The organism is Pandoraea captiosa, assembly GCF_902459775.1.
Taxonomy (GTDB): domain Bacteria; phylum Pseudomonadota; class Gammaproteobacteria; order Burkholderiales; family Burkholderiaceae; genus Pandoraea; species Pandoraea captiosa.
In genome coordinates this window covers 1,079,315-1,102,718 of record NZ_CABPSQ010000001.1, presented here as the reverse complement: position 1 = coordinate 1,102,718, position 23,404 = coordinate 1,079,315, and the positions used below count along the sequence as shown (strand labels likewise).

The 23,404-nt window shown below is 64.6% G+C and carries 20 protein-coding genes; 9 read left to right on the top strand and 11 right to left on the bottom strand.

Going from position 1 to position 23,404, the window contains the following annotated elements; all coding sequences use genetic code 11:
* Positions 1–64: 64 nt before the first annotated feature.
* The 4 genes from PCA31118_RS04670 to PCA31118_RS04655 all read right to left on the bottom strand — a co-directional run bounded on the left by PCA31118_RS04670 (position 65) and on the right by PCA31118_RS04655 (position 6,911).
* Positions 65–2,740 (bottom strand): fused MFS/spermidine synthase, encoded by a 2,676-nt coding sequence (locus PCA31118_RS04670; RefSeq protein WP_246190055.1) that lies wholly within the window; start codon positions 2,738–2,740, stop codon positions 65–67.
* A gap of 114 nt (positions 2,741–2,854) precedes the next feature.
* Positions 2,855–4,426 carry an arylsulfatase gene (locus PCA31118_RS04665; protein ID WP_150623772.1) on the bottom strand — a complete coding sequence of 524 codons (1,572 nt, stop codon included), beginning with the start codon at positions 4,424–4,426 and terminating at the stop codon, positions 2,855–2,857.
* Positions 4,427–4,646: 220 nt separating this feature from the next.
* Positions 4,647–5,696, bottom strand: coding sequence for an HAD family hydrolase (locus tag PCA31118_RS04660; protein ID WP_150623349.1), 1,050 nt, complete (start codon positions 5,694–5,696; stop codon positions 4,647–4,649).
* Between the two features lie 63 nt (positions 5,697–5,759).
* Positions 5,760–6,911: a formylglycine-generating enzyme family protein gene (locus tag PCA31118_RS04655; protein ID WP_150623770.1), complete on the bottom strand. Its 1,152-nt coding sequence runs from the start codon at positions 6,909–6,911 to the stop codon at positions 5,760–5,762.
* Between the two features lie 363 nt (positions 6,912–7,274).
* Here PCA31118_RS04655 and PCA31118_RS04650 point away from each other — a divergent pair, with 363 nt between their 5' ends.
* From PCA31118_RS04650 to PCA31118_RS04615, 8 genes are all read left to right on the top strand, one after another.
* A complete protein-coding gene (locus PCA31118_RS04650) occupies positions 7,275–8,234 on the top strand; it encodes an AAA family ATPase (protein ID WP_150623347.1) in 960 nt (319 codons plus the stop codon).
* A gap of 128 nt (positions 8,235–8,362) precedes the next feature.
* The gene (locus PCA31118_RS04645; protein ID WP_425495325.1) at positions 8,363–9,268 is read left to right on the top strand and encodes a DUF58 domain-containing protein; all 906 of its coding nucleotides are present in this window, start codon (positions 8,363–8,365) and stop codon (positions 9,266–9,268) included.
* Positions 9,265–9,819 carry a DUF4381 domain-containing protein gene (locus PCA31118_RS04640; protein ID WP_150623343.1) on the top strand — a complete coding sequence of 185 codons (555 nt, stop codon included), beginning with the start codon at positions 9,265–9,267 and terminating at the stop codon, positions 9,817–9,819. Before PCA31118_RS04645 ends, PCA31118_RS04640 begins: the two co-directional genes overlap by 4 nt.
* Positions 9,806–10,804 carry a vWA domain-containing protein gene (locus PCA31118_RS04635; RefSeq protein WP_174990327.1) on the top strand — a complete coding sequence of 333 codons (999 nt, stop codon included), beginning with the start codon at positions 9,806–9,808 and terminating at the stop codon, positions 10,802–10,804. The genes PCA31118_RS04640 and PCA31118_RS04635 overlap by 14 nt, the downstream gene beginning before the upstream one ends.
* A complete protein-coding gene (locus PCA31118_RS04630; RefSeq protein WP_150623341.1) occupies positions 10,794–12,467 on the top strand; it encodes a vWA domain-containing protein in 1,674 nt (557 codons plus the stop codon). Before PCA31118_RS04635 ends, PCA31118_RS04630 begins: the two co-directional genes overlap by 11 nt.
* A gap of 62 nt (positions 12,468–12,529) precedes the next feature.
* A complete protein-coding gene (locus PCA31118_RS04625) occupies positions 12,530–13,930 on the top strand; it encodes a BatD family protein (RefSeq protein WP_174990326.1) in 1,401 nt (466 codons plus the stop codon).
* 12 nt (positions 13,931–13,942) lie between these two features.
* Positions 13,943–14,551, top strand: a complete 609-nt coding sequence (locus tag PCA31118_RS04620; RefSeq protein WP_150623337.1) for a hypothetical protein — start codon at positions 13,943–13,945, stop codon at positions 14,549–14,551.
* An 86-nt stretch (positions 14,552–14,637) separates the two neighbouring features.
* Positions 14,638–15,339, top strand: a complete 702-nt coding sequence (locus PCA31118_RS04615) for a lysozyme inhibitor LprI family protein (RefSeq protein WP_174990325.1) — start codon at positions 14,638–14,640, stop codon at positions 15,337–15,339.
* 121 nt (positions 15,340–15,460) lie between these two features.
* On the opposite strand, the gene PCA31118_RS04610 is transcribed toward PCA31118_RS04615, so the two are convergent.
* On the bottom strand, positions 15,461–16,342 hold the full coding sequence (locus PCA31118_RS04610) for a hypothetical protein (protein ID WP_150623333.1): 882 nt from the start codon (positions 16,340–16,342) through the stop codon (positions 15,461–15,463).
* A 211-nt stretch (positions 16,343–16,553) separates the two neighbouring features.
* Here PCA31118_RS04610 and PCA31118_RS04605 point away from each other — a divergent pair, with 211 nt between their 5' ends.
* Entirely contained in the window at positions 16,554–16,901 is a 348-nt protein-coding gene (locus PCA31118_RS04605) for an ArsR/SmtB family transcription factor (protein WP_246190054.1), read from the top strand.
* A 45-nt stretch (positions 16,902–16,946) separates the two neighbouring features.
* Here the strand turns inward: PCA31118_RS04605 and arsH are convergent, their stop codons facing one another.
* The 6 genes from arsH to PCA31118_RS04575 all read right to left on the bottom strand — a co-directional run bounded on the left by arsH (position 16,947) and on the right by PCA31118_RS04575 (position 23,232).
* Positions 16,947–17,618, bottom strand: coding sequence for an arsenical resistance protein ArsH (arsH, locus tag PCA31118_RS04600; RefSeq protein WP_246190085.1), 672 nt, complete (start codon positions 17,616–17,618; stop codon positions 16,947–16,949).
* A 195-nt stretch (positions 17,619–17,813) separates the two neighbouring features.
* Positions 17,814–19,025 carry an SAM-dependent methyltransferase gene (locus PCA31118_RS04595; protein ID WP_150623329.1) on the bottom strand — a complete coding sequence of 404 codons (1,212 nt, stop codon included), beginning with the start codon at positions 19,023–19,025 and terminating at the stop codon, positions 17,814–17,816.
* Complete coding sequence (locus tag PCA31118_RS04590) at positions 19,022–19,909, bottom strand: DUF1365 domain-containing protein (RefSeq protein ID WP_150623327.1); 888 nt, start codon at positions 19,907–19,909, stop codon at positions 19,022–19,024. The genes PCA31118_RS04595 and PCA31118_RS04590 overlap by 4 nt, the downstream gene beginning before the upstream one ends.
* Positions 19,906–21,228, bottom strand: a complete 1,323-nt coding sequence (locus PCA31118_RS04585) for an NAD(P)/FAD-dependent oxidoreductase (protein WP_150623325.1) — start codon at positions 21,226–21,228, stop codon at positions 19,906–19,908. Before PCA31118_RS04585 ends, PCA31118_RS04590 begins: the two co-directional genes overlap by 4 nt.
* Before the next feature lie 12 nt (positions 21,229–21,240).
* Complete coding sequence (locus PCA31118_RS04580; RefSeq protein ID WP_150623323.1) at positions 21,241–22,404, bottom strand: SAM-dependent methyltransferase; 1,164 nt, start codon at positions 22,402–22,404, stop codon at positions 21,241–21,243.
* 30 nt (positions 22,405–22,434) lie between these two features.
* Positions 22,435–23,232: a DUF1295 domain-containing protein gene (locus PCA31118_RS04575; protein WP_150623321.1), complete on the bottom strand. Its 798-nt coding sequence runs from the start codon at positions 23,230–23,232 to the stop codon at positions 22,435–22,437.
* Positions 23,233–23,404 lie beyond the last annotated feature (172 nt).

Sequence of the window (23,404 nt, the reverse complement as noted above, 5' to 3'; positions counted from 1 at the left end):
GTGGAGAGCGAATGCGCCATGGTCGTGGTCTCGGACATCATTGACGGGATCGGTGGTCGTTGTCTTAGTTGTTGTTGGGATCGCCTGCGAACCAGCGGAAGTACGGGTTGTCGCCGTCCAGTCGCATGGCGGTGTTGAGTTGACGCGCCCACGTGCTGCGGTCTCCGTCGAGCGCGGCCAGCGACGCGCCGTAGAACGCGCGCAATGCGTCACGCGAGCGGGTGAACTCGGCCTTGAGCGCATCGTCGGCGCCGACGACCGGTGGCTCGTTCTGCAAGGCCAGCAGGTTGCGCAGCGTCGGGGCGAATGCCTGACGGCCCACCCACGGCGCATATTCGATGCCGGGACGGTCGTCGGTGACGGGGGCGGCATCTTCCACGTAATAGGCGAGGCCGGAGCGGTCGGTCATCCAGGTGGCGAGCAGCGCGCCCGGCGAATCGATGCCGACTTCCCTGAGCGCCTGAGCGACGCCCGGCTGCGCAAAGCGCTGCCGGATCGACGCGGCGTCGAGCACCAGCGGCGTCTGTCCGCCCACGAGCAGCATCTCATGCAACTCGGTCGTCCAGAGACTGGCGTGCGGGAAGACTTCGATGAAGCTGGCGATCAAGGCCTTCGTTTCGGCTTCGTTCTGTGTGGGCAGCGGCAGCCACTGCGCCACGACACCCCCATCGCGCAGGCGCGACGACGCGAGCCGATAGAAGTCCGTCGAATACAGATTCGCCACGCCCGCAGCGCTCGGCGGCGGCGGCTCCAGCGTGATCAGGTCGTACCGGTCGGTGCTGCGCAGCAATTCCCGGCGGCCGTCTCGCACACGGATGTCCATGCGCTTGTCTTCCGCCACGCCGTAATTGCCTTTGAAGTGCGACGACGCACGCACCACGCCGGGCAGCAGTTCGGCGGTGACACGTTGCGTGAGCCCCGGGTATTGCAGCAGCGCGCCCGCCGTAATCCCCGTGCCCAGCCCGATCACCAGCGCACTTTGCGGCTGCGTGCGAGCCACGATGAGCGGCAGGAGCGCCTGAAGACGCATATAACGCAGCGAGGTCATGGCGTCGCCCGAATTCGACACGCCCTGAATATAGAGACGCTCGAACCGGTGCGTGCCCGACGACTGGCGCAGCACCGCGACGGTGGCGCCTCGGCCTTCCTCGTAGAACGTGAGTTCGCCGCCGCGTGCCTGCGTGAGCAATGTAGCGAGTCGTTGCGGCGGTGTGGCGACCGCAGCCGCGCAGAGCAAGACCGTCAGCGCGACGACGACACCGCGCGACAGATGGCCCGCCCCCACACCTCGCCATACGGCGATCAGCGCGACGACACACGCCACGCCTGCGAGCACGCCCAGCGTGCGCACCAGTCCGAGCGACGGTACCAGCCAGAAGCCCGTCACCAGCGAGCCGACGATGCCGCCTGCGGTGTTGAGCGCGACCACGCGTCCGACGCCCCGGCCGACATACCCGGCGTCGACGGCAATGCGCAGAACATACGGGAATGCCGCGCCCAGCAGCAGCGTGGGGAGGAACACCACGCCAAGGCCCGCCACCAGAAAGCGCGCACACATGGCGAGCGTGGTGCTGTGCGTGGCCGAGTAGACCGCGCTCGCGAGCCAGCCCTGCGAGACGAAAATCCAGTCGCCCAGCCCGTAAAGCGTGCCTGCGGCAACGACGCCCGCACCTGCGACAAGGATCGCAAACATGCCCCACGGGTCGCGCGAGCGCTCCACCCGACGGGCGACCAGCGCGCTACCGAGCGTAAGGCCGCACAGGTAGGTCGCAAGCACAATGGCGAAGGCGAAGGCCCGCGTGCTGACGAACTGAACGATGGCCTGCGACCACATCACCTCGTAGCCGAGCGCTACACCGCCGGCAGCAGCGTACAGCCAGACGGCAAGCGCGCCGCGCCGCCGCGCGAGCGACGTGTCGCTCGTCGAGGTCAGTACGTCGCTCTCGATCTCGACCGGCGTGAAGGGCAGCGTGGCCGACGCGCGTCGCGACGCGATGACCGCCGCGACGGCCAGCAGCACGTTCAACGCTGCTGCCGCGAACGCTGCGCCCTGCATGCCGAGCGCGGGAATCAGCCAGAACGGCACGGCCAGCACACCGATGACCGCGCCGATGGTGTTGGCCGCATAAAGGCGTGCACCCACGTGGCCGACATGGCCGCTTATGGCGCCCCGCGAGCGCATGAGCACCGGCAGCGTTCCGCCCATGAAGACGGCGGGCACGCCCACGAGCAAAAACGGCAACGCCCACGCGGCGAGGCCCAGATGGGCTTCGAGCCATGCGAAGGGCGCGGCGGCGCGCGCGAGCATCAGCGTGCTGACGACCGCGCTCAGCGCGACCGCCGCCTCGAGCGCGGCGTACAGACGCATCGGATTCGCGATGTCGTCGGCGCGGCGTCCGAAGTACCAGCCGCCCAACGCCAGTCCACCGAAAAATGCGCTGATGGCAATGGACACCGCATGCACCTCCACGCCGACGACGAGCGAGAGTTGCCGGATCCATAGCATCTGGAATACAAGGGCCGATGCCCCGGAGAGCACCAACAGCAATGCCGGCCATGCCAGCTGCGGGGCCGATGTCTCGACGGGGGAAGCCAGGGACGATGAAGCAGAGGCGTCTACCGCAGCAGGCGACGGGGCTGGCGAGGTGGGTGAAGCGGGCGGGTTGGCCGAAGCGGGCTTGCGGCCCTTGCGGCGGTCCCGAGGCGCGGGAATGGACGGAGAAGCCAGCATATCGGTCATGTCGCGCTTTGAATGTCGTATTGGGGTGACACAGGTGCCAGTGAAACCACCCGGCCGCGCCGGAAGTGAAGCGACTCCGGCGCGGCGGGCTTGTTACCAGACTTGCGATCCGACTTACTCCAGACCGCGGTTCTTGAACGACTGATCGATCTTCTTATCGACCTGCTTGCGCACCTGGTCGATGCTGAAGCTCGCCGGGCGCTGGCTTGGCGGATAGTCGACGAACGTTTCAAGGAATGTCGACGCCTTCATGGTCGCGATGGCCGTGAGGTACGAATTCTTCGCAAGCCAGTCGTTGTACTGGTCGGAAGTAATATCGGCACGCTCATACGGATCCATGCGCAGGTTGAAGATCTTCGGCACCCGCAGGCAGACGAACGGTTCCTGCCAGATGTTGAAGTTACCTGGCGCTCGCTGTTCGCAGAACACGGCCTTCCAGTTGCCCCAGCGCATGGCGACCAGTTCCCCGTCGTCGTTGAAGTAGTAGAACTCGTCGCGTGCACCCTTCGGCGATTTGCCGGTCAGGTAGGGCAACTGGTTGTACCCGTCGAGGTGATTCCGGAACTTGGTCTTGTTGCCCTTCGGTGTCCAACCCTTGAGCAGACGATCCTTGATGCCATCATCGCCGGCAGCGGCGAGCAGGGTCGGGAACCAGTCGAGACCGGAGAAGATCTCGTTGGACACGCTACCCGGCTTGATCTTGCCCGGCCACCGAATCATGGCAGGTACCCGGAACGCACCCTCCCAGTTCGAGTCCTTCTCGCTGCGGAACGGTGTCATCGCCGCATCGGGCCAGGTGAACATGTTCGGGCCGTTGTCGGTCGTGTAGATCACGATGGTGTTGTCCGTGATCTTCAGATCGTCAAGCAGTTTGAGCAGCTTGCCAACGTCCTGATCGTGTTCCCACATCCCGTCGGCGTACTCGTTGCCGGGCATGCCGCTCTTGCCTTTGAACTCAGGCCGCACGTGCGTGTAGATGTGCATGCGCGTGAAGTTCATCCAGACGAAGAACGGCTTGTTCGCCTTGACCTGCTTCTGGATGAATTCGGCCGCCTTGGCGCCCGTTTCATCGTCGATGGTCTCCATACGCTTCTTGGTGAGCGGCCCGCTGTCTTGCACCTTGCCGTCCGACGTGCTGTGGATCACGCCGCGTGGCGAGAAGTTCTTCACGTACGGATCGTTGGGGTCCTTCGGCCAGTAGGGGCGCTCGGGCTCTTCTTCGGCGTTCAGGTGATACAGATTGCCGAAGAACTCGTCGAAGCCATGGTTGGTCGGCAGATACTCGTTACGGTCGCCCAAGTGGTTCTTGCCGAACTGGCCCGTGGCGTAGCCCAGCGGTTTCAGGGCTTCCGCAATCGTAATGTCGCCCTTTTGCAGACCTACCTTTGCGCCCGGCGCCCCGACCTTGGACAACCCGGTGCGCAGCGGCGACTGTCCGGTGATGAACGACGAGCGTCCTGCCGTACAGCTGTTCTCCGCGTAATAGTCGGTAAAGATCATGCCTTCCTTCGCAACCCGGTCGATGTTCGGCGTGCGATAGCCGACCAGTCCGTTGGAATAGGCGCTGATGTTGGTCTGACCGATATCGTCGCCAAAAATGACGAGGATGTTCGGTGGCTTGGTGCCGCTTTGCGCTGGCGCGTCGCCGGGCGCAACCAGCACGTACGCGGCCGTAACGGCGACCATCGCTGTGCTGGTAAAGCTGAAGACTCGTCTGAGTGAGAATGACATCTTCGTCTCCGTTAAGGGAAAGTCGAACGCGCGCCGTGCAAGCACTGCCATTTCCTGCGTAACCCCGATGCGCGGCGCAGTCGTGTCGCGTTAGTGTTGCGGGTGCTGCCAAAGGTGTTGAGGGTGTTTAAGGGCTTCTTCGTTAGCTTCGGGTTGGTGAGGAAATCGTCGGGAATCAATTCGGTGCTGCCGGGAACACGGTGGCCCAGTCGTCCTTCATGCTCACGACCGTCCAGCCCCGGGCCACGGCGGCGTCCCATGCACGGTCGAGCTTGCCGACTTTCGACTGGCGGTCGTACGCGAACTCGCGCACGGCGTCGTCGTGATGGACCAGCAGGGCCAGATGCGGGCCGTGGCCGGTGGTCGTGTATTCGAGCATCTGAAGATCGCCGTCCGAATTGCCGAACGCGAGAATCGGCTTGCGGCCGATGCGTCGGTAGATGCCGACGGGCTTGCCCGGTCCGTCGTCGACGAAATCGACTTTGGGCTGCCGAATGAGTCGGCCTTGCGCGTCGCGACTCTCGTACTTCACACCTTCGTCGGTGCCGATGACCTGCTCGGGCGGCACGCCATAAACACGCTCCACCCATGCGCGCATGAACTGTGTCGTGCCGCCGGAGACGATGTAGGTCTTGAAGCCGTTCGCCCGAAGATAGGCGAGCAGTTCGAGTTGCGGCTGGAATACCAGCGACGTGTATGGCCGATGCAGTGTGGGGTGCTTCGCGCTCGCGAGCCATGCGTCGATGCGTTTGTCGTATGCCTCGACGTCCATGCCGCTGTTTGCCGCTGCCAGCAGTTGGAGCAGGGGCTTCTTCTGTGCGCTAAGTGCGGCAGTGTCGCCCGCCATGAGCGCCCGAAACGCCGGGTTGCGCTTCCATTCCGGATGCGACGGCGCCTGTGCCTTGACCTGATCGATCAGGAACACGAACTGGAAGTAGAGCGGCTGCTCGCTCCACAGCGTGCCGTCGTTGTCGAACACGGCGATGCGTTCGGCGACAGGCACGAACTGCGGCGATCCCTCGCGAGTGACGTCGGTGACGAAGCGCACGATGGCCTGTTTGGCCGCGCCGTCGCGCCACGAGGGCAGAGCGTTGGTCGTGGCGACGGACTGCGCATGTTGCGGCGCGCTCGCGCTTGAGTTTGCCGACGTCGGCGGTGTACCGCACGCGGCAAGCGACACGGCCAGCACCACGGCGGCTGTTGCACGCAGAGCGAGTCCTTCCATCCCCCATCCTTGTTTGTCGTGTTGATTCATGGGCGTTCGCACGCGCGAATGCAGATCCATGCGTCAGCGCGCGGGCGTGTTCGATGCGAGCTTGTCTTGTGACGCGCGGCGCGAGGCCTGCCAGGCGTTCTCGTCCATCACCAGACGGAAGCCCAGGTGCGACATGCTGTTGTAGGGGTCGGTCCCGCGGCGCGCACTCGGCCGGTAGCTCAGGCAGTAAGCCTCGTTACAGAGGAACGAGCCGCCGCGCGTGACCCGCTTGGGAGCCTGCACCGGTACGCCGGGATCTGCCGGGTCCCACGAGTCGGAGGGGCCGGTAGGGTTGTCGGCCAGTTTGGTGGCCGCCGCCTCACGTCGGAACTGGTCCGCACGGTACCAGTCCGCGACCCATTGCCATGCATTGCCAGTCATGTCGGACAAGCCGTAGCCGTTGGGCGGGAACGTACCCACCGGGCTCGTGCCGACCGCGCCGCCGGCCTTCGGATTGACGACCGGGAAGGGTTGCGCCTGCTCGCCTTCCCAGACGTTGGCCATCTGCTTGCCGTTGGGTGCGAACGTCTCGCCCCAGGCGTAGGTTGCCTGCTCAAGGCCGCCGCGCGCGGCGAACTCCCATTCGGCCTCGGTCGGCAGGCGCTTGCCCGCCCACTTCGCGTAGGCCTGTGCGTCTTCGAACGAGACTTGCACGACGGGATGGTCGTCCTTGCCTGCGATATTGGTGTCGGGGCCGCCGGGGTGACGCCAGTCGGCGCCGGGCACGAAACGCCACCATCGCGAATAGTCCTGTAGCGGCACGGGCTTGTCAGTGCCGACGAAGACCATGGCGCCCGGCACCAGCGCACTCTCGGGCGGGCGGGGGGTACCAGGCGGCAACTGAACGCGCAGCGTTTCCCAGTCGGGCTTGCGCTCGGCGGTCGTGACGTAACCCGTTGCGTCGACAAAGCGGCGGAACTCCGCGTTCGTCACATGATGCTGGTCCATCCAGAAGCCATGGACGCGGGCCGGGTGCGCGGGTTTTTCATTGGGCTGCGCCATCTTGCTGTCGCTGCCCATCAGGAATTGACCGCCGGGAATCCACGCCATGCCTTTCGGGCCGCGAACGCCGTCGCCAATGACGATCTTGATGTCACGCGGCGTGGCCGCGTCATTGCGCGTCATCGCCCATGACATGGCGCCGCCGGCCGCGACCGACGCGCCCAGGGCCGCACCGGCCCACATCAGAAAGGTTCGCCGACCCTTGGCCGGCACTGCGTGTGAAGCGACCTGTGTCTTGCCCGAAGTCGTGTCCTGCTGCGCGATTCGCTTGCGTCGTGACATGTCCCGAAACTCCTGGATTGCGCACCGGCATTTCGTGCCCGATGACCCGGGGTGCGCGAATTGCCAGCCTGAGAATTGGCTTAAAGACTATTATCTAATTTGCGTAAACTCAATTGAAATTTTGAATGCCTATGGAAATTAATCTTTGACGCAACTCGTTTGTTTGCTTAATGTTCGTGTGGTTGTTCGTGTGGTTGTTCGTGTGGTATTGCGTGTTCGAGGTGTCGCCGAGTTATTTTTAAAGTAATTTAAATTACCGGCATTATGAAAAATACGATTATCGAATTCGAAAAACATATCGGCGAGTCGGTCGTAGGCCAGGAGGCGGTGGTCCGTCAGATCCTGATCGCGTTGCTTGCCGACGGACACGTATTGCTGGAGAGCCTGCCGGGCCTGGCCAAAACCCGCACGGTCAAAGCGATTGCGGCGCGTCTGGCGGCCACGATGCGTCGCATTCAGTTCACGCCGGACCTGTTGCCGTCAGACATTACCGGCGGGGAGACGCTGCTCCAGTCGGGCACCGAACGCGTACTCCAGTTTCAGCCGGGGCCGATATTCGGCAACTTGATTCTTGCCGACGAAATCAACCGCGCGCCGGCAAAAGTGCAGTCGGCACTGCTTGAGGCCATGGAAGAGCGGCAGGTCTCGGTCGCCGGAAAGACCCATGCCATGGCCGATCTGTTCATGGTGATGGCAACGCAAAACCCCATCGAGCAGGAAGGCACATATCCATTGCCGGAAGCGCAAATGGACCGCTTCCTTTTAAAAATACTCATTACGTATCCGACGCCGCAAAGCGAGCAGGCTATGCTGCAACTGCTGCGCAACGAAACGAAAGAGACCCGTGCGGTCGAAGGAACGTTGTCGCAGGAAGACGTATTCGCGGCGCGGCGTGAAATTCAGAATGTGACGGTGTCGCCCGCCATCGACGCCTACATCGTCGCGCTGGTCAACGGCACACGGCACGGCATTGCCAGCGACGCGGATCTGGCGCGCTGGATCGAGGTCGGCGCGAGCCCACGCGGCGCCATCGGGCTGGACCGGGCCGCCCGCGTGCATGCGTGGCTGGAGGACCGGGACTTCGTGACGCCCGACGATGTGCGTGCAGTGGCGCATCCGGTCTTGCGTCATCGCCTGGTGTTGTCCTACGACGCGAACGCCGACGGCATCGATGCCGACCGTGTCGTCGACCGTCTGGTGGAAACGACGCCTGTGCCTGCCTGATCGCATCCGGCTAATACAGTCCAACCCCGGGGAGGGTGTCCATGGCCGCACCGCCGGCTTCGCCTGTCATCCGCCGTGAAATTCCCGTCGACACCGTGGGTACGGTGCATGTCGACGTGCCACATCTGATGCGGCTGCGTTTTCGCGTGCATGGCATGAGCTTCGTCGCGCCCGCGCCGGTCACGAGCGTGCTCTCGGGCAATCACGCGTCGCGTTTGCGCGGCCGGGGCCTGAACTTCGATGAAATTCGCGGCTATGTGCCGGGTGACGATATCCGTCATATCGACTGGCGGGCATCGATGCGTCTCGGCCGCCCGCTCGTGCGCGCCTATACCGAAGAGCGCGACCGTCCGGTGCAGGTGGTGGTCGATCAGCGCATGAGCATGCACTTCGGCTCGCAGCGCGCGTTCAAGTCCGTGGTCGCGGCCGAAACCGCTGCGCTGGCGACCTGGATGGGCTACGCCGCAGGCGATCGCGTCGGTGGCGTGGTCTTCAACGATGCGCGTGTCGAGCGCGTCCGGCCGCTGCGCAGCATGAGCCGCATTGCCCGATTGTTCGGCGCCATTGCGCAGATGAACGCCGAATTGCGCGCCGACAGCCCGGCGCGTACCGATTACGGACAACTCAATCTGGCGCTGGGCCAACTGTTGCATATGGCACCGCACGATCACCTGATCTGTATTGTCAGCGACTTCGCCGGGGCGGATGCCCGAACGCAGGCACTGCTGCGCCAGCTGAGCGTTCACAACGATGTCGTGGCGGGCCTCGTCTTCGATCCGTTGTGGCAGCACGTGGACGAGCGCAGCGCGCTGGTGGTGAGCGAAGGGCATCTTCAGGTGGAGTTGCGTATCGCCAACGAACGGGTTCGCACACCGGTGGCCGCCTTCTTCAAAGGGCGCACGGCGGAAGTGGCCGAATTGTTGCGCCTGAGCGGCGTGCCGTGGATGCCGCTATCGAGTGCGGAGCCCGCCGTCGATCAGGTGCGCCGCTTGCTTGGCGCACGCCATACGACGACACATGGAGGTGGCCTATGAGCGACGCGGCTCAGGCGACCCCGATGACGGCGGACTTTCCGAGCGACGTGCCCGAGACGATGGACGTGTCCGTCGCGTTGACGGGACTGGACGAACTGCCGCTGCCGCCGCCCGTGTCGTATATGCCGCAGACGTGGGGCTGGGGCGTCGTGGCAGTGCTGATTGTGCTGGGCGTGGCGTGGTGCGTCTGGCGCGCGTGGCGGCGATACCGGCGGGATCATTACCGTCGTCTGGCGTTGGCCGAGCTGGAACGGCTCGCCGCGATGTCGCGCGAGCCGGACCACCGCACGATTGCCGTCGCATCGATGGCTGCGTTGCTCAAACGTACGGCGCTGGCGGCTTATCCCGCCGAGAACGTCGGGGCGATGCGTGGCGCGACATGGATTGAATTCCTCAATCGTCATCGCGGCCGGTTCGAGGCGCGCGACGGCCAGTACCTGGCGATGGCCAGCTACGCGCCGCGTGGCGTGGACGACACGCCGCAGGGCGAGATCGACGCGCTGGTGCAGCGCGCCCGTCAATGGATACATGACCACCATGTGGAAGTTTGATCTGCCGTGGATGCTCGCGTTGTTGCCGCTACCGATACTGGTCGCGTGGCTGGTGCCGCCGTATCGGGCGATGGCGCTTGCCGTGCGCACGCCGTTCTTTCACGAAATGGCGCAGGCGGCCGGTGAGCGTCCGTCGCCCGGCGGTGTGCATCTGCGGCGCAACTGGCTGCAATGGCTGCTATTGCCGCTGGCGTGGGCGCTCGTGGTGGTCGCCGCTGCCCGGCCGGTGCATGTGGAAGCGCCGATCACGCACGAGACACCGGCGCGCGATCTGATGCTCGCCATCGACCTGTCTCAATCGATGGAGACGACCGACTTCGTGAGCGCAGCCACCGGTGAGCGGACCGACCGGCTGACGGCCGTCAAGCATGTCGTGGCCGATTTCATCGCCAAGCGCCGGGGCGACCGCATCGGGCTTGTCGTGTTCGGCGACGCTGCCTATCCGCAGGCGCCGCTCACGCTCGATCACGATAGCGTGATGATCCTGCTCGATCAGATGCAGATCGGCATGGCCGGTCCTCGCACGGCACTGGGCGACGCCATCGGCCTGACCGTCAAACTGCTCGCCGACTCGAAGGCGCCGGAGAAGGTGCTGATTTTGCTGACCGACGGCAACGACACCGCGAGCAAGATCCCGCCGGATCAGGCCGCACGGATCGCCAAGACCCATGGGCTCGTGATTCACACCATCGGCATCGGGGACGCCAACGCCACCGGCGAAGATCGTGTCGATCTGGCGGCCCTGCAACGCATTTCGAGCGCCACGGGCGGGCGCTCCTATCAGGCATTCGGGCGCGAGCAGGATCTGGCCGATGTCTACACGCAGCTCGATCGGCTAACGCCCGAGCGCATCAAGCAGGACGTCTATCGTCCACAGACGGAGTACTTCTGGGTACCGCTAGGGCTCGCGTTGCTGATCGTGGCGGCGTATCACCTTTTCGCCATGCTCAGTGCCGTCGTTCGGGGGGCTGCGCATGGAAATTGACGTCAGCGCCTTCCACTTCCTGCGTCCCATGTGGCTATGGCTGCTCGCCCCTGCGCTGGTGCTGCCGTTCGTCTGGCGAAGGCGCAGCGACGTGCGCGCGCGCTGGCGGAAATTCATCGCACCTGCGCTGCTGGAGCACCTCCTGGTCGGCGACACACGCTCGTATCGGGTGCAACCGGTGCATACGCTCGCGATCCTGCTCGCCCTCGGTGCGCTGGCGGCGGCCGGCCCGACTTGGGAGCAGGTGCGCCCGCCGTTCAGTCAGGACAAGGCGCCGATGGTCATTGCGCTGGCGCTGGACCGGTCCATGGACGCCACGGACGTGCCGCCGACGCGGCTCGAACGCGCCAAAGCCAAGGTGCTCGATATCGCGCGTGCGCGTAAGGGCGCTCGGACCGGACTGGTCGTCTATGCAGGCACTTCGCATCTGGTCGTGCCGCCCACCGAAGACCCCGCGATGCTTGAGCTGTACGTGCCGGCGCTGGCCACAGGCCTGATGCCCAAAGACGGCAAACGCATGGACCTCGCGCTCGATGTTGCACAGCGTCTGCTGGCGCACGACACGGCGGCGGGCACGATCGTATTCATTGGCGACGGGTTCGATGCAGCGTCGCGCGATGCCTTCGTCGCCAGCGCCAGAGCCTCGAAGCAGCAGTTGTTGTGGCTAGCGGCAGGCACCTCCAAGGGCGGCTCGGTGCGCAATGCCGATGGCACGATCGCGACGGACACCAACGGTTATCCGGTGACCGCCGGTTTCGATGCCGACGGTATTCGCCAACTGGCGCGCGATGCGGGCATTCCGCTCGCGAGCCTGCGCGCCGACGGCGACGACGTCGTATGGGTGCAGCGCCGTGCGCAGACCTATCTGACCGAGATGGACGAAGCGCATCGCGAGCCGCGATGGCAGGAGAACGGTTTCTGGCTCGTGGTGCCGATCTTGCTGCTGGTCTTGGCGTCGTTCCGCCGAGGCTGGACGGTGAAGTGGCTGCCGGTCGTGTTGTTGTCCCTCACGTTCGCCGCGACGCCGGACATCGTGCGCGCGGACGAGGTAGCCCCCCAGCACACCGGCTGGCGATGGATCGACGCCTTCGCCACGCGAGACCAGCAAGGGCGCTGGTACTTCTCCCGGGGGGACTACGCGAAGGCGGCGGCCAGCTTCGAAGACCCGATGTGGAAGGGCCGCGCGCAGTACGCCGCGAAGGACTACAGCGACGCGCTCGCCACGTTCTCTCAGGTCTTCGCCCAACAAAAGCGTGACACGGCCGCGTTCTACATGGGCAATGCGCTCGCGCATCTGGGCGATTATGCGGGCGCCATCAAGGCCTACGAGATCGCGCTCAAGCTGCATCCGGGCTGGGCGGAGGCGAGCGCCAATATCGCCTTGATGAAGGACCTGCTCAAGGCCGACGAACAGCAGGAGGATGCGACGCAGCAGCCGTCGCAGGGCGAGCAGAAGGTTGATCCGAAGAAAGGACAGGGCAAGACGCAGCCGGTGGTGTCGCTGGCGCCGACGGAGGACGTGTGGATGCGCGGGCTCAATACGTCGCCCGCCATGTTCCTGCGTCAGCGCTTCGCGCAGGAGGCGGCGTCTCCATCGATCAGATCCACGACACGACCGGCAGCAGCAACGGCCGCGAGTGCGGCGAAGGCAGGTGCGCCATGAGAGATTTCGTTGCCCGCTGGTGCCGTGTTGTCCGTATTGTCCGTGACCTCCATGTTGCCCATATGGCTTGTGCCGTGCTGATGGTGCTGGGCATATGCGGCGCGCTGAGCGTCGCCGGTGCCTCGAACGCCCTCGCCGACGAGCCGCCGAAGACGATGATCCGCGCGCACCTCGAACCGGCGGGCAACGTGGTCGCAGGCACGCAGGTCAAGCTCGTCGTCGATATCCTCACGACGACATGGCTGAGCGACGCGCCCGACTGGCCCTTGTTCGACATGCCCGGGGCGATTGTCACGCTGCCTGACGAGCAGGCGCGAAATCTCAGTGAAATGATCGGCGACCAGCGCTGGTTCGGCGTGAGCCGCGCCTATCGCATTGCGCCGCAGGCGGGGCAGCGTTACACCACCCCCGCGTTCGACATCCACGTGCAACCCGGCGGGGCCACGGCCCCGGTCACGCTGAAGACGCCATCGCTCTCATTCGTTGCGACGGTGCCGCCGGGAGCGGAGGGCATGAAGGTGTTTTTCCCGACCAGCGGTCTGTCGGTGACGCAGAAGATCGACCCGTCTTCCTCACACGTTCAGGTTGGGGACACGATCACGCGTACGGTCACACAGCGGGCTACGGGCACCGAAGCGATCCTCATACCACCGGCGCCGCTGGCCGACGTGGATGGAATGCAACGGTATGCGCGCCCGGCCACGACGCATGACGATCTGCAAGGCGGGCGCGAACTGGTCGCCGGAGTTCGAACGGATTCGGCAATGTACGTCGTCAACCGGTCCGGTCACATCGAGCTGCCCGCCATCGACATCGAATGGTGGAATACGACGGCGAACCGACGCGAAAAGGTCACGCTCCCCGCAATCTCCGTGAGCGCCCGCGGAGCGCACGAGACGCCGCTGTTCGAGATTCCGGTGGAAGCGGTCGGACGCGCCGCCCACCGCGTGATCGTGCTCGATCGCTCGGACCTGTGGGTCGCGGGCGCAGGCGTTGCGCTGGTATTGGGGTTGCTGTGGATCGGACCGCGTATTGTCGGGGCAGGGCGACGTGCCCGGCAGCAACTCCGTGCGTGGCGCAACGCGATCACCACTGGCGAGCCGCATGCCTGGCGTCAGTTGCAGCGCGTGGCACGCACCGGTTCGTGGCAGGCGTTCGTCAGCGCGTTGTACGGCTGGCTGGACCGCCGCGCGTCAGCGCGTGGCCAACCGCCGACCGGATTGAGCGAGTCGGGCGGATCGTGCGCCGACGCTTCCGAAGAGATCGCCGCGTTGCGCAAGGCCGTATATGCGCGATATTCGCCGAATCCTCCCCACCGTGTCGATTCGTCGCTGGCACCGACGTTAAAGACCATCCGCAAGCAGATGAATCGTGCCTCACGTCGGTCGAACCGGCCCGACGACCTGCCGCCGTTGTACGCCCCGGTGCCGCCGCACCGCCCCAGCCGTCGCTCTCCCAATTGACGAGGAGCTCCGATGCCACGTACTTCCCCGCACTTCGACGACGCCACGCTGAATCAGCTTTACGCGGCCGCGCGTCAGGCCGATGCTGCCCATCGCGACTCGAACACGGCGTTTCTCGATCAGTTCATTCGCGACGCGCTTCGCACGACGCATCGGCTGCACAGCGCGCAAACCTATTTACGCGTGTTGGCCGGGGCAGGTATCGAGCGTCTGCCGAGTGCCGGCACCGTTCAACGCGCCATCACCCGAGCCCGTACCGGGACGGCCAGCGAGACGGGAGATTCGACCGGGCTGGGAATGCGGGCTGCGGCGCAACAAACGCTGGCCCAGCATGTCGCGCGCGTCATGGCGTTGCTCAGCCCCGACGGCAGCGGGCTTCAGGCGATCGATCATGCGGGTGAGCCGCCGTTCGACGCCGCAGATGCCTACCGGCGGTTGCAGCGCCTGGAGGGTGAGAATCGTGCACTGCGAGTGCGTGCGGAGGAACTGACCGCGATGCTGATGGCCGCTCGCGTGGCGCTGGCCGAAGCGCTGAGCCATCACGGACCGCGAGCCGACGGCCTGCCTGCGACGGGCACACGCCACGCGCCGTCCCGACGCGCGAGTGGTAAGAAGGCTTAACGGCAATGTCGAATCGCTTTCGAACGTGGTACTTGCCTGCGTTGGCGCTGAGCGTGGTCTGCCAGGTGCCGGCCGCCGAGTCAGCAATGGGTACCGTTAGCACGTCGAGTGCTGCGAGGTCGATGGGGGCAGGGCAGCCAACAACGGATGGGGTGGATATCGACGGGGCGCTGACGCAGTGTCTGGATGCACCGGACAAGCAGTCCACCGGCGATCAGGACGCATGCATCGTCGAAGCGACGCACGCGTGGGATGCGCGTCTGAACGCCAACTACCGGGCGTTGCAGGCGGAATTGCCCGAGGCGTCGCGACCGATATTGCTTGCTGCGCAGCGCGCATGGCTCGCCAGCCGGGACGCCGATCTCAAGCTGATCGCTGCCGTGTACGCCACGGTGCGCGGCACGATGTATGCCCCGATGAACGCCAATGACGTCATGATGTTGACCAAGCGCCGAGCGCAGACGCTCACGCGCTACGCGGCAGACTTGTCGTACGCGGCATCCGGCGAGTTTCGGCCGATCACCGCCAAGGCCGTGGGGTCGTCGGACATCGATGCCGTTGCCCGCCGCATGACACGCCGCCTGCCCGCTGCATCCGGAAACACAGTGCGTGTGTCCAACGAGAAATGGCGTGCGTTCATGACAGCCGAGACCGCACTGATCGCGGTGGTTTGCCCCCAAGGCAATGCGGCCGCAGGCCAGGCATGCCGCGTTGCACAGGCTCGTGCTGCGTCGGCCGCGCGTCTCGAATGGTTGACAGGTCTAGACCGGCTGATTGGCGCCAATTGACGTGTGTGCCGTCTTCACGTGCCTTCACGTGCCTTCACGTGCCTTCATGCCGTTGCGGGCCATTGTGTGCCCCTGGCGCCCGTGCGTGTCCTTGTGCGGCGGGCTGCGTCGTTCGGCAGGGTCAATCGGTGCGCCGCACCCGGACCAACAACCACGCCATGATGGCCGTAACGAGCGCCGTGGCGACAACCGCTTTCCATACCGAGTGCGTCGTCGCCCAAGTGCCGACCGCGACCCCGGCAAACACGAAGATCGCGACCCATTCGAGTACCTTGTCCAGCGTGTTGGGTGAGCGGTACTGATGAGGATCCGCGACCGGAGAGCGGCCAGAGACCTCGGGTCGTGCGCGCGGCGCACACGCCGGAAAAGCGTCGACCAGCGCTTTGCTCGGCCAAGGGTTCACCTCGGCGCGCGGATTGCCGACGCCGCTCGCCTGCCAGACAGCGTCCTTATCGGCGGCACGCCTGAGTTCTTCGGCGTCCTGCGCCAGTCCCGCGGCGACGAGCGTGCCGTGATCCAGTGCAGCGATCTGCTCCATTTCGGCCGTCATGCCACCCGTGGCGTCGGTGACGTCGGGCAGGCCACTCGTGCGAATGAGGATGAAGTTGCCGTACGCCGAGGCGATATAGTCGACGAACGCGTCGTAGATCGGGCGATAGCGCTCACCGATCAGCGTGATGACGTTCTCGCGACGCCTCGCAGCGCGTTCGAGCGCGAGGCTCTTGGACGTGACGAGATAGGGATACGTTGCGTCTTTCTCGTCCTGCGTGGCGCCCTCGAGAAACTCCTGAATCTCGACGGCATCGTCCTCGGGATCGAAATCGTCGATGACGTAAGCGAAATGAATGTCCTCTACGGCGAACAAAACCCGCCAGAACAGCGGGAAATAACCATTGGCTTCAAGTGATGGGCCATCGGCGAGGAAGTAGGTTTTCAGTTCACCTTTACGGCCCTCTGGCATGCGTGGCCACGGCGGACTCTCGAGAAAGACAGGATGTGACATGTCTTAAGCCTTCGGCTGATTGGGTCGGTGCATCGGGAGAGGGCACGCCAATACGCGGGAGTCCGAATCGAGCGGGCCGGAGAAATTCTGGATGAAATGCCTGTGTTTGTCATCTACGCCCGCCCGTGTCGCCCACCATGCATTTGCATTAAAATTCCGGAAATATCGAAATAACGCAATAACGGAAGCGCGTTCGACGCGAGGGAATTCAATGCCCGATGCCATGCAAACCCATCTGAACGATGCCGATGCCGTCCAGGCCCTCGCTGCGCTGGCGCAAGGCAATCGACTCGCCGTGTTCCGGCTGCTGGTCGTGGCAGGCCCCGAGGGACTGCGCGTGGGCAACATCGCCGAAACGCTCGGTCTTCCCAACGCCACGTTGTCCTTTCACCTCAAGGAACTTGCTCACGCGGGCCTCATCACCTCGCGCCAGGAAGGCCGGTATATCTACTACGCGGCGTCCATCGACCGGATGAACGCCCTGATCGGTTTTCTCACCGAGAACTGTTGTCAGGGCGTGCCGGGGCTTTGCGAACCCTCGTCACCCCGCAAGTGCTGAGGAGATCGCATTCGCCGCTGGCGTCTGGCGCCGGTGCGAGATCGGCTATCGGGTCGTCGGCGTGGCGCCCACGGCAATGGCGGACAGGTCCGTCGCCGGATCCAGCGCCTTGCCCGCTTTGACGCGCTCGCTGTAACGGTCTACGAGGTACTCGCGCTTCTCACGCAACAGCAGCGTGAACTTCACAAGTTCCTCCATCACGTCGACCACGCGATCGTAGTAGGCCGACGGTTTCATGCGTCCCGCCTCGTCGAACTCCTGAAACGCCATGGCGACGGACGATTGATTCGGGATCGTAAACATGCGCATCCACCGGCCGAGCTGGCGCAACTGATTGACCGAGTTGAACGATTGCGAACCGCCGCTGACCTGCATGACGGCCAGCGTGCGGCCTTGCGTCGGGCGAATGCCGCCCATGAACAACGGCAGATGATCGATCTGGTTCTTGATGACGGCCGAAATCGTGCCGTGACGCTCTGGGCTGCACCAGACATGGCCTTCCGACCAGACAGAAAGATCACGGAGCTCTTTGACTTTGGGGTGCGCGTCGCCGGCGACGTCGTCGGGCATCGGCAACCCGCGCGGATCGAAGATGCGCACGTCAGCCCCCATTTGCGTCAGGAGCCGCGCGGCTTCCTGTGTGAGCAGTCGTGAGTAGGAGCGTTCCCGAAGCGACCCATACAGCATCAGAATGCGCACAGGCGGTGCCTCCGGCATGCCTAACCGGGAAGCGATGGACGTGTCGAGATAGTCCGGTTTCACGGCAGGGAGGGAAGTGGACAGCGGGGCAGGGTGTGCAGGCACGACAGACATGGTGGGCATCCGGAATTTAATACAACGTTTCCAATAATATGGAAACGTTTGGGCGGATGCAAGAAAACCCCCGATATTCTGGGGGTTCATCGGCCAGGCTCAGCGTGCTTGGGTTACCACGAAGTGCTTCACGCCGATACGTTGCTCGGCGAAGGCGGCTTCACAGTACTGGAGGTAGAGGTGCCAGGTGCGGATGAAGGCGTCGTCGAAGCCTTGGTCCCGCACGGCGTCGAGTTGCGCTTCGAAGGCAGCATTCCAGTGTTGCAGCGTTCGGGCGTAATCGAGACCGAAGCTCAAGGTCTCGGTCACGCTCAGGCCGCAGTCTCGCGCGACGCTGACGAATCGTTGTGCGCTGGGCAACATGCCGCCGGGAAAGATGAATTCCCGAATGAAATCGCTCGACAGGCGATACGCGGCGAAAGCGTTGTCGTCGATGGTGATCGACTGAATCAGCGCACGACCGCCAGGGAGCAGACGGTATTTGAGCGTGTCGAAGAACGTCGGCCAGTAGGACTCGCCCACCGCTTCGAACATCTCGATGGAGACGATGGCATGGAACTGTCCCTGCACGTCGCGGTAGTCGGTGAGCGATACCTGCGCGAGATGTCCCAGTCCGGCGGCGTCGATACGCGCCCTGGCGAGTGTGTATTGCGCGCGCGAGATCGTCACGCCATGCACGGCGATGCCCTGGCGCGCGGCGTGCAGCGCGAAGCCGCCCCAGCCGCATCCGATTTCCAGCACGCGATCCCCGGGGCGCAACGCCAGCGTGTCGATGATGCGCTGGTATTTCGCGTGCTGCGCGGCGGCGAGCGAGCGGTTGTCGTCTCCCTCGAACAGACCGCTGGAGTAGGTCCATGTCGGATCGAGCCACAGGCCGTAGAAGTCGTTGCCGAGGTCGTAATGCGCGTGAATGTTACGGCGGCTGCCCGCACGCGTATTGCCGCGCAGGCGATGGCGCAGGTGATACCAGAGCCGTGCCAGGCGTGAGCCCGTCACCGTCTCGGAGACGGATGCGAGATTGCGCACGGCAAGGCGCAGCAATGTGACCATGTCGGGGGAGTCGACCCAGCCCGCCCGGTAGGCCTCGGCGAAGCCGATGTCTCCGGACTGCACGATCCGGCGGCACGCCCGCCAGTCGTGAACGTGCAGTGTGGCGCCGGGCTGGCTGTGCGGGTCGCCGAAGACATGTCGCGTGCCGTCAGGGCAAATGAGTGTCAGATGTCCGGTCCGAACGCGTCGCAGAAGCGTCAGGAACCATCGGGCCGAGATCGGCACGACGGGGTTTGGCGAGAGCAAACGAAGCGGCATCATGAGCGTATCTCCGGGTCGGACGACGTAGCGTGTGCGGGTGATGCTGGGGAAAGCGACGGGGGTGTCTTGCCGAAAAACGGCACACCTTTGCACCAGAGCCTCAGGGCTTGCCAGTGAATCCTCAGCACAATATTGACGGCGGCAAACGGCTGCGCGAGCACGGCGCGCAAAACGCGGCGTCCCGTAAAGGGCGTTGCGTGCATGACGACGGCCGTGCGCAGGCGCAGTTCGTCGCCCACCCGGTAGTCGATGGCCACCGTCCAGGCGTCGCCCTTGCGTCGAATGCGAAATTCGTACTGGCCTTCCACGTCGCAGAACGGTGAGACGTGAAAGACCTTGCGGCAGACGAGTCGCCGTCGCGCGTCGTCCACGTCATGAAGGTCACGCACGCCGCCGATGTCACCACTTTCACCGCTTTCACTGCCTTCAGCGCTTTCATCGATATCACCGTGATCCGTGGCGCTCAACAGATAGCCGTGGTGCTGACCAAAGGTGTTGCGTACGTCGGCATATAGCGCTCGCAGGCGGCCGTCGCGGTCATGGCAGTACCAGAAGCTCACCGGGTTGAAGGCGTAACCGGCCATGCGCGGCACGGTCTGCAGCCAGATTTCGCCATCGGCGGGAATACCGGCTTGCGCGAGTTGTGCGCGCATCCAAGGCACGAGTGCGCGGCCGTCGCGGGGACCGTAATCCGACGATCTCAGGCTCAGCAGACGCCAGCGATCCCAGGCGAACCACGCGCTGCGCAGCGTCGCTGAGCGCTCCAGATCACAGGCGACCTGGAACATCGGATAAGTGAACGCATGACGCACCGGTTGCAAGCGTTCATGCCGCACGCGACCGCGCAGCAACCAAATGGTGTCAGGACGGTGGGCGCTCGTCATAGCTTCGCCCAGGTCGGCAGCACGTCGAAGTCGCGCGCCACGCGCAAGGCCGATTTCAGGCCGTCCTCGTGAAAGCCATAGCCCGTCCAAGCCCCGGCGAACCATGTGCGCCGGCGACCCTGCAACCCGGGCAGATGCGATTGCGCCTCCACGGCGGCAAGATCGAGCAGCGGGTGCTCGTAAGCGTAGCGACCCAGCACCGTGTGTGGCGCAGGTTCGTTCACCGGGTTTAACGTCACGACGACCGGCGAGCGGAACGGCAACGCCTGAAGCTGGTTGATCAGATAGCTCACGCAGACGGGCCGGTCAGCGTGGGCGGCGTGACTGGCCTGACTGACATAGTTCCATGCCGACCAGACGCGGCGGCGACGCGGCAGCAGCTGAGGGTCGGTGTGCAGGACGGCCAGGTTCGGCTGATAGCGAACTGCCCCGAGCACCTTGCATTCGTCGGGCGTGGCGTCATCGAGCAGCCGCAGGCTGTCGGGCGCATGACCGGCCAGAACGACGGCATCGAAGCGCTCGTGCACGCCGTTGCCATGAACGACTGTCGCACCGTCGCGCTCACGTCGGACTTGCCGCACCGGCGTTCTCAGCCGCACGTCGTCGAGCCGGGCGACGATGCGGCGAACGTACGCGCGCGCGCCGCCCTCGACGGTCTTCCATTGCGGGCGGTGACGAATCTGGAGCAACGCGTGGTTCAGGCAGAACCTGAGGAAGGTGGCTGCCGGGAATTGAAGAATGTCCGCCGCGCGGCTCGACCAGATCGCCGCTGCCATCGGCAACAGATAGTGATGCTGGAACGGCTGGCCGTAACCGTTCGCAAGCAGCATGTCGCCGACCGAGTGGCGCTCGCGCATGGCGTTGTGGAGATGTTGCTCGGCGGACGCGTTAAAGCGCAGCACGTCGCGCAACATGCCCAGAAAGCTGGGGGAGTACAGGTTGCGGCGCTGGGCGAAGACGGTGTTCAGGTTGGTGCCCGCCCATTCGAGCATGCCCCCGTCGAGCGATACCGAGAAAGACATGTCGCTCGCCACGGCACCGACGCCCAGTTCGTCGAACAAGGCGACTAAGTTGGGATAGGTGCGGTCGTTGAAGACAAGAAAGCCGGTGTCGACCGGGGCGGTGACGCCGTCGAGCGTGACGTCCACGGTGTTGGTGTGGCCGCCCGCGTAACCGCTGGCCTCGAAGAGCGTTACGCGGTGTTTACGGGCAAGCAGGTAGGCGCTGGCGAGTCCGGCAATGCCGGCGCCGACGACGGCGACGCGTTGACCGGGCGGCAGAGGTGCCACGCACGGGATGGGGGCGATCGGGGCAGTCATTGATGCCTCGCGTCAGGAATTGATGAGAGATTCGGCGCAGGCGGAGCGATGCGACGCACCGTGCGTGGGGCGCTTCTCGAACAGGTAATGCCCAACCCCCCATTCGCGGCCGTATGCGTAGCCGAACAGTTCGGCGACCGCCATGTAGAACATGCGCCAGCGTTGAAACTGGATGCGGGCCTGTGCGCCGTAGCCTTTGGCGAGGATTGGCAGCGTTTGCGAGCGGGAGGCGTCCAGCGCTTCGAGCCAGTGATTGGCGGTGCGCGCGTAATGGGTTCCGTCCAGCCACCAGCGGTTGACGACACGCAAATCGTCCTGAAAGTGGAGCAGCAGATCGGCGCTGGGCATGGTCCCACCGGTGAAGAAGTGGCGTGACATCCAGTCGCTGCCGTCCTCGTTCTGGAAGTGATACGCGACGTGACGATGGGCAAAGATGTGCACGAACAGCTTGCCGTCGTCGTGAAGCCAGCCCGCAATCTTGGCGAGCAGCGCCTCGTAATTCTTCATGTGTTCGAACATTTCGATGGACATGACGCGGTCGAAGCCCGCCATGACAGCGCCATCGGATGCGTCGCGCCCGTCGAATGTAAAATCCGCCACGTTGCCTGTGACGATGCGCAGATTCGTGATGCCTCGCCGCGCCGCGGCGGCTTCGATGAAGCGCCGCTGTCCGTGCGAATTCGACAGGCCCACGATCTGCGAGGCCGGATAGCGTGCTGCCAGCCACAGCGCGAGCGAACCCCAGCCACATCCCAGATCGAGAATTCGCTGTCCATCCTGAATGTCCGCGCGCTCGGCATAGAGCGCGAGCATGGCCTGTTCTGCGCCCGAGAGCGTCTCGTCGCCCTTGGGGTAGTAGCAGCAGGAATACTTCATGGCCGGGCCGAGATGCTCCAGGAAGAACTCGCTGGGCACTTCGTAGTGCTGCGCGTTGGCGGTCTGCGCTTCGACGGCGATCGGGCTTGCCCGCAATTCGTCGACCAGTGCGGCAAGCGACGCGGCGGCCCGTGCGGCGTCGTGGGCATGCGACTGGCGTAGCCGCTGACGCATCAACACACGCATGCCGGCGCGCAGGACAACGTCGGGCACGAGTCCGAGTTCACAAAGGCGAATCAGTCCGGTCTCCTCATGTGAGGGCATGGGGGATGCGGGCGGTTGCGTGAGGGAAACGGTCATGGGTCTGACTCCTGGCGTCGACGGTCGAAATCAGGGTGAGGGCGCTTGTGTGGCCGGCTTCGGAGGCCACGGAACGAGCACACTGGTGGTTTGCTGGTAGACCTTGTAGGCGGGACGCGAGCGCATCAGGTGCGCTTCGAGCAAGGGGATGCCCGAGATCTTGAGCAGCAACCACGCCATGAGCAATGGCGGGAGTATCGTCAGCCACGCACCGGGGGCACCGAAGGCCAGCGCCGGATAGGCGCACCAGTGCAGGCATTCGAAAAAGTAGTTGGGATGCCGGGAATATCGCCACCAGCCGACCTGACAGACCTGGGTGCGATGTCGGCTGTCGGCGCAAAAGCGTCGCAACTGGCGGTCGGCGGCCGCCTCGCCGGTAACTGCCGCGAGCCAGATGAGCGAGGCTGAAATCAGGGCGAGCGGTGACGGCGCTGTCGGATTGAAGGCGGGCACGAAGAACGCCATCGCGAGCAACATCGCGATCACGCCTTGCAACTGAAAGAACCAGAACATGTTGCGCCCGGCCGCGTCGCCCCATTGGTCGCGGAACTTCCGGTAACGCGCGTCTTCCGGCTTGCCGTAGTTTCTGCGCCAGAGGTGCACCGCGAGACGCAAGCCCCAAAGACCGCCCGCGATACCGACGAACAGGCGATTCGTGACGTCGCCCGTGCCCATGGCGGCGGCCAGTACAGCAATGCCTCCGAGCGTGGCCGCCCAAACGGGATCGACCATGCCTGCGTTAAGCGTGCGCCATTGGTAGATCCACGCGGCGCTTAGCGCAAGGCTCGTTCCTGCGAACGCGATGACGGCTGCTGCGACGACTGGCATGCGGGCTCCGTGGGCGGGTCGGAAAGCGGAATCGAACGGAATCGGGATGGCATCGCGATTCGATATCGCTCTATACCGACGACGCGCCCATTCGGATGCATGCGGTGAAAACTATTTTTGAGGGGGAGCGAGGTGCAAACGGTGCAAACCGCGCAAACCGCGCAAACCCGGC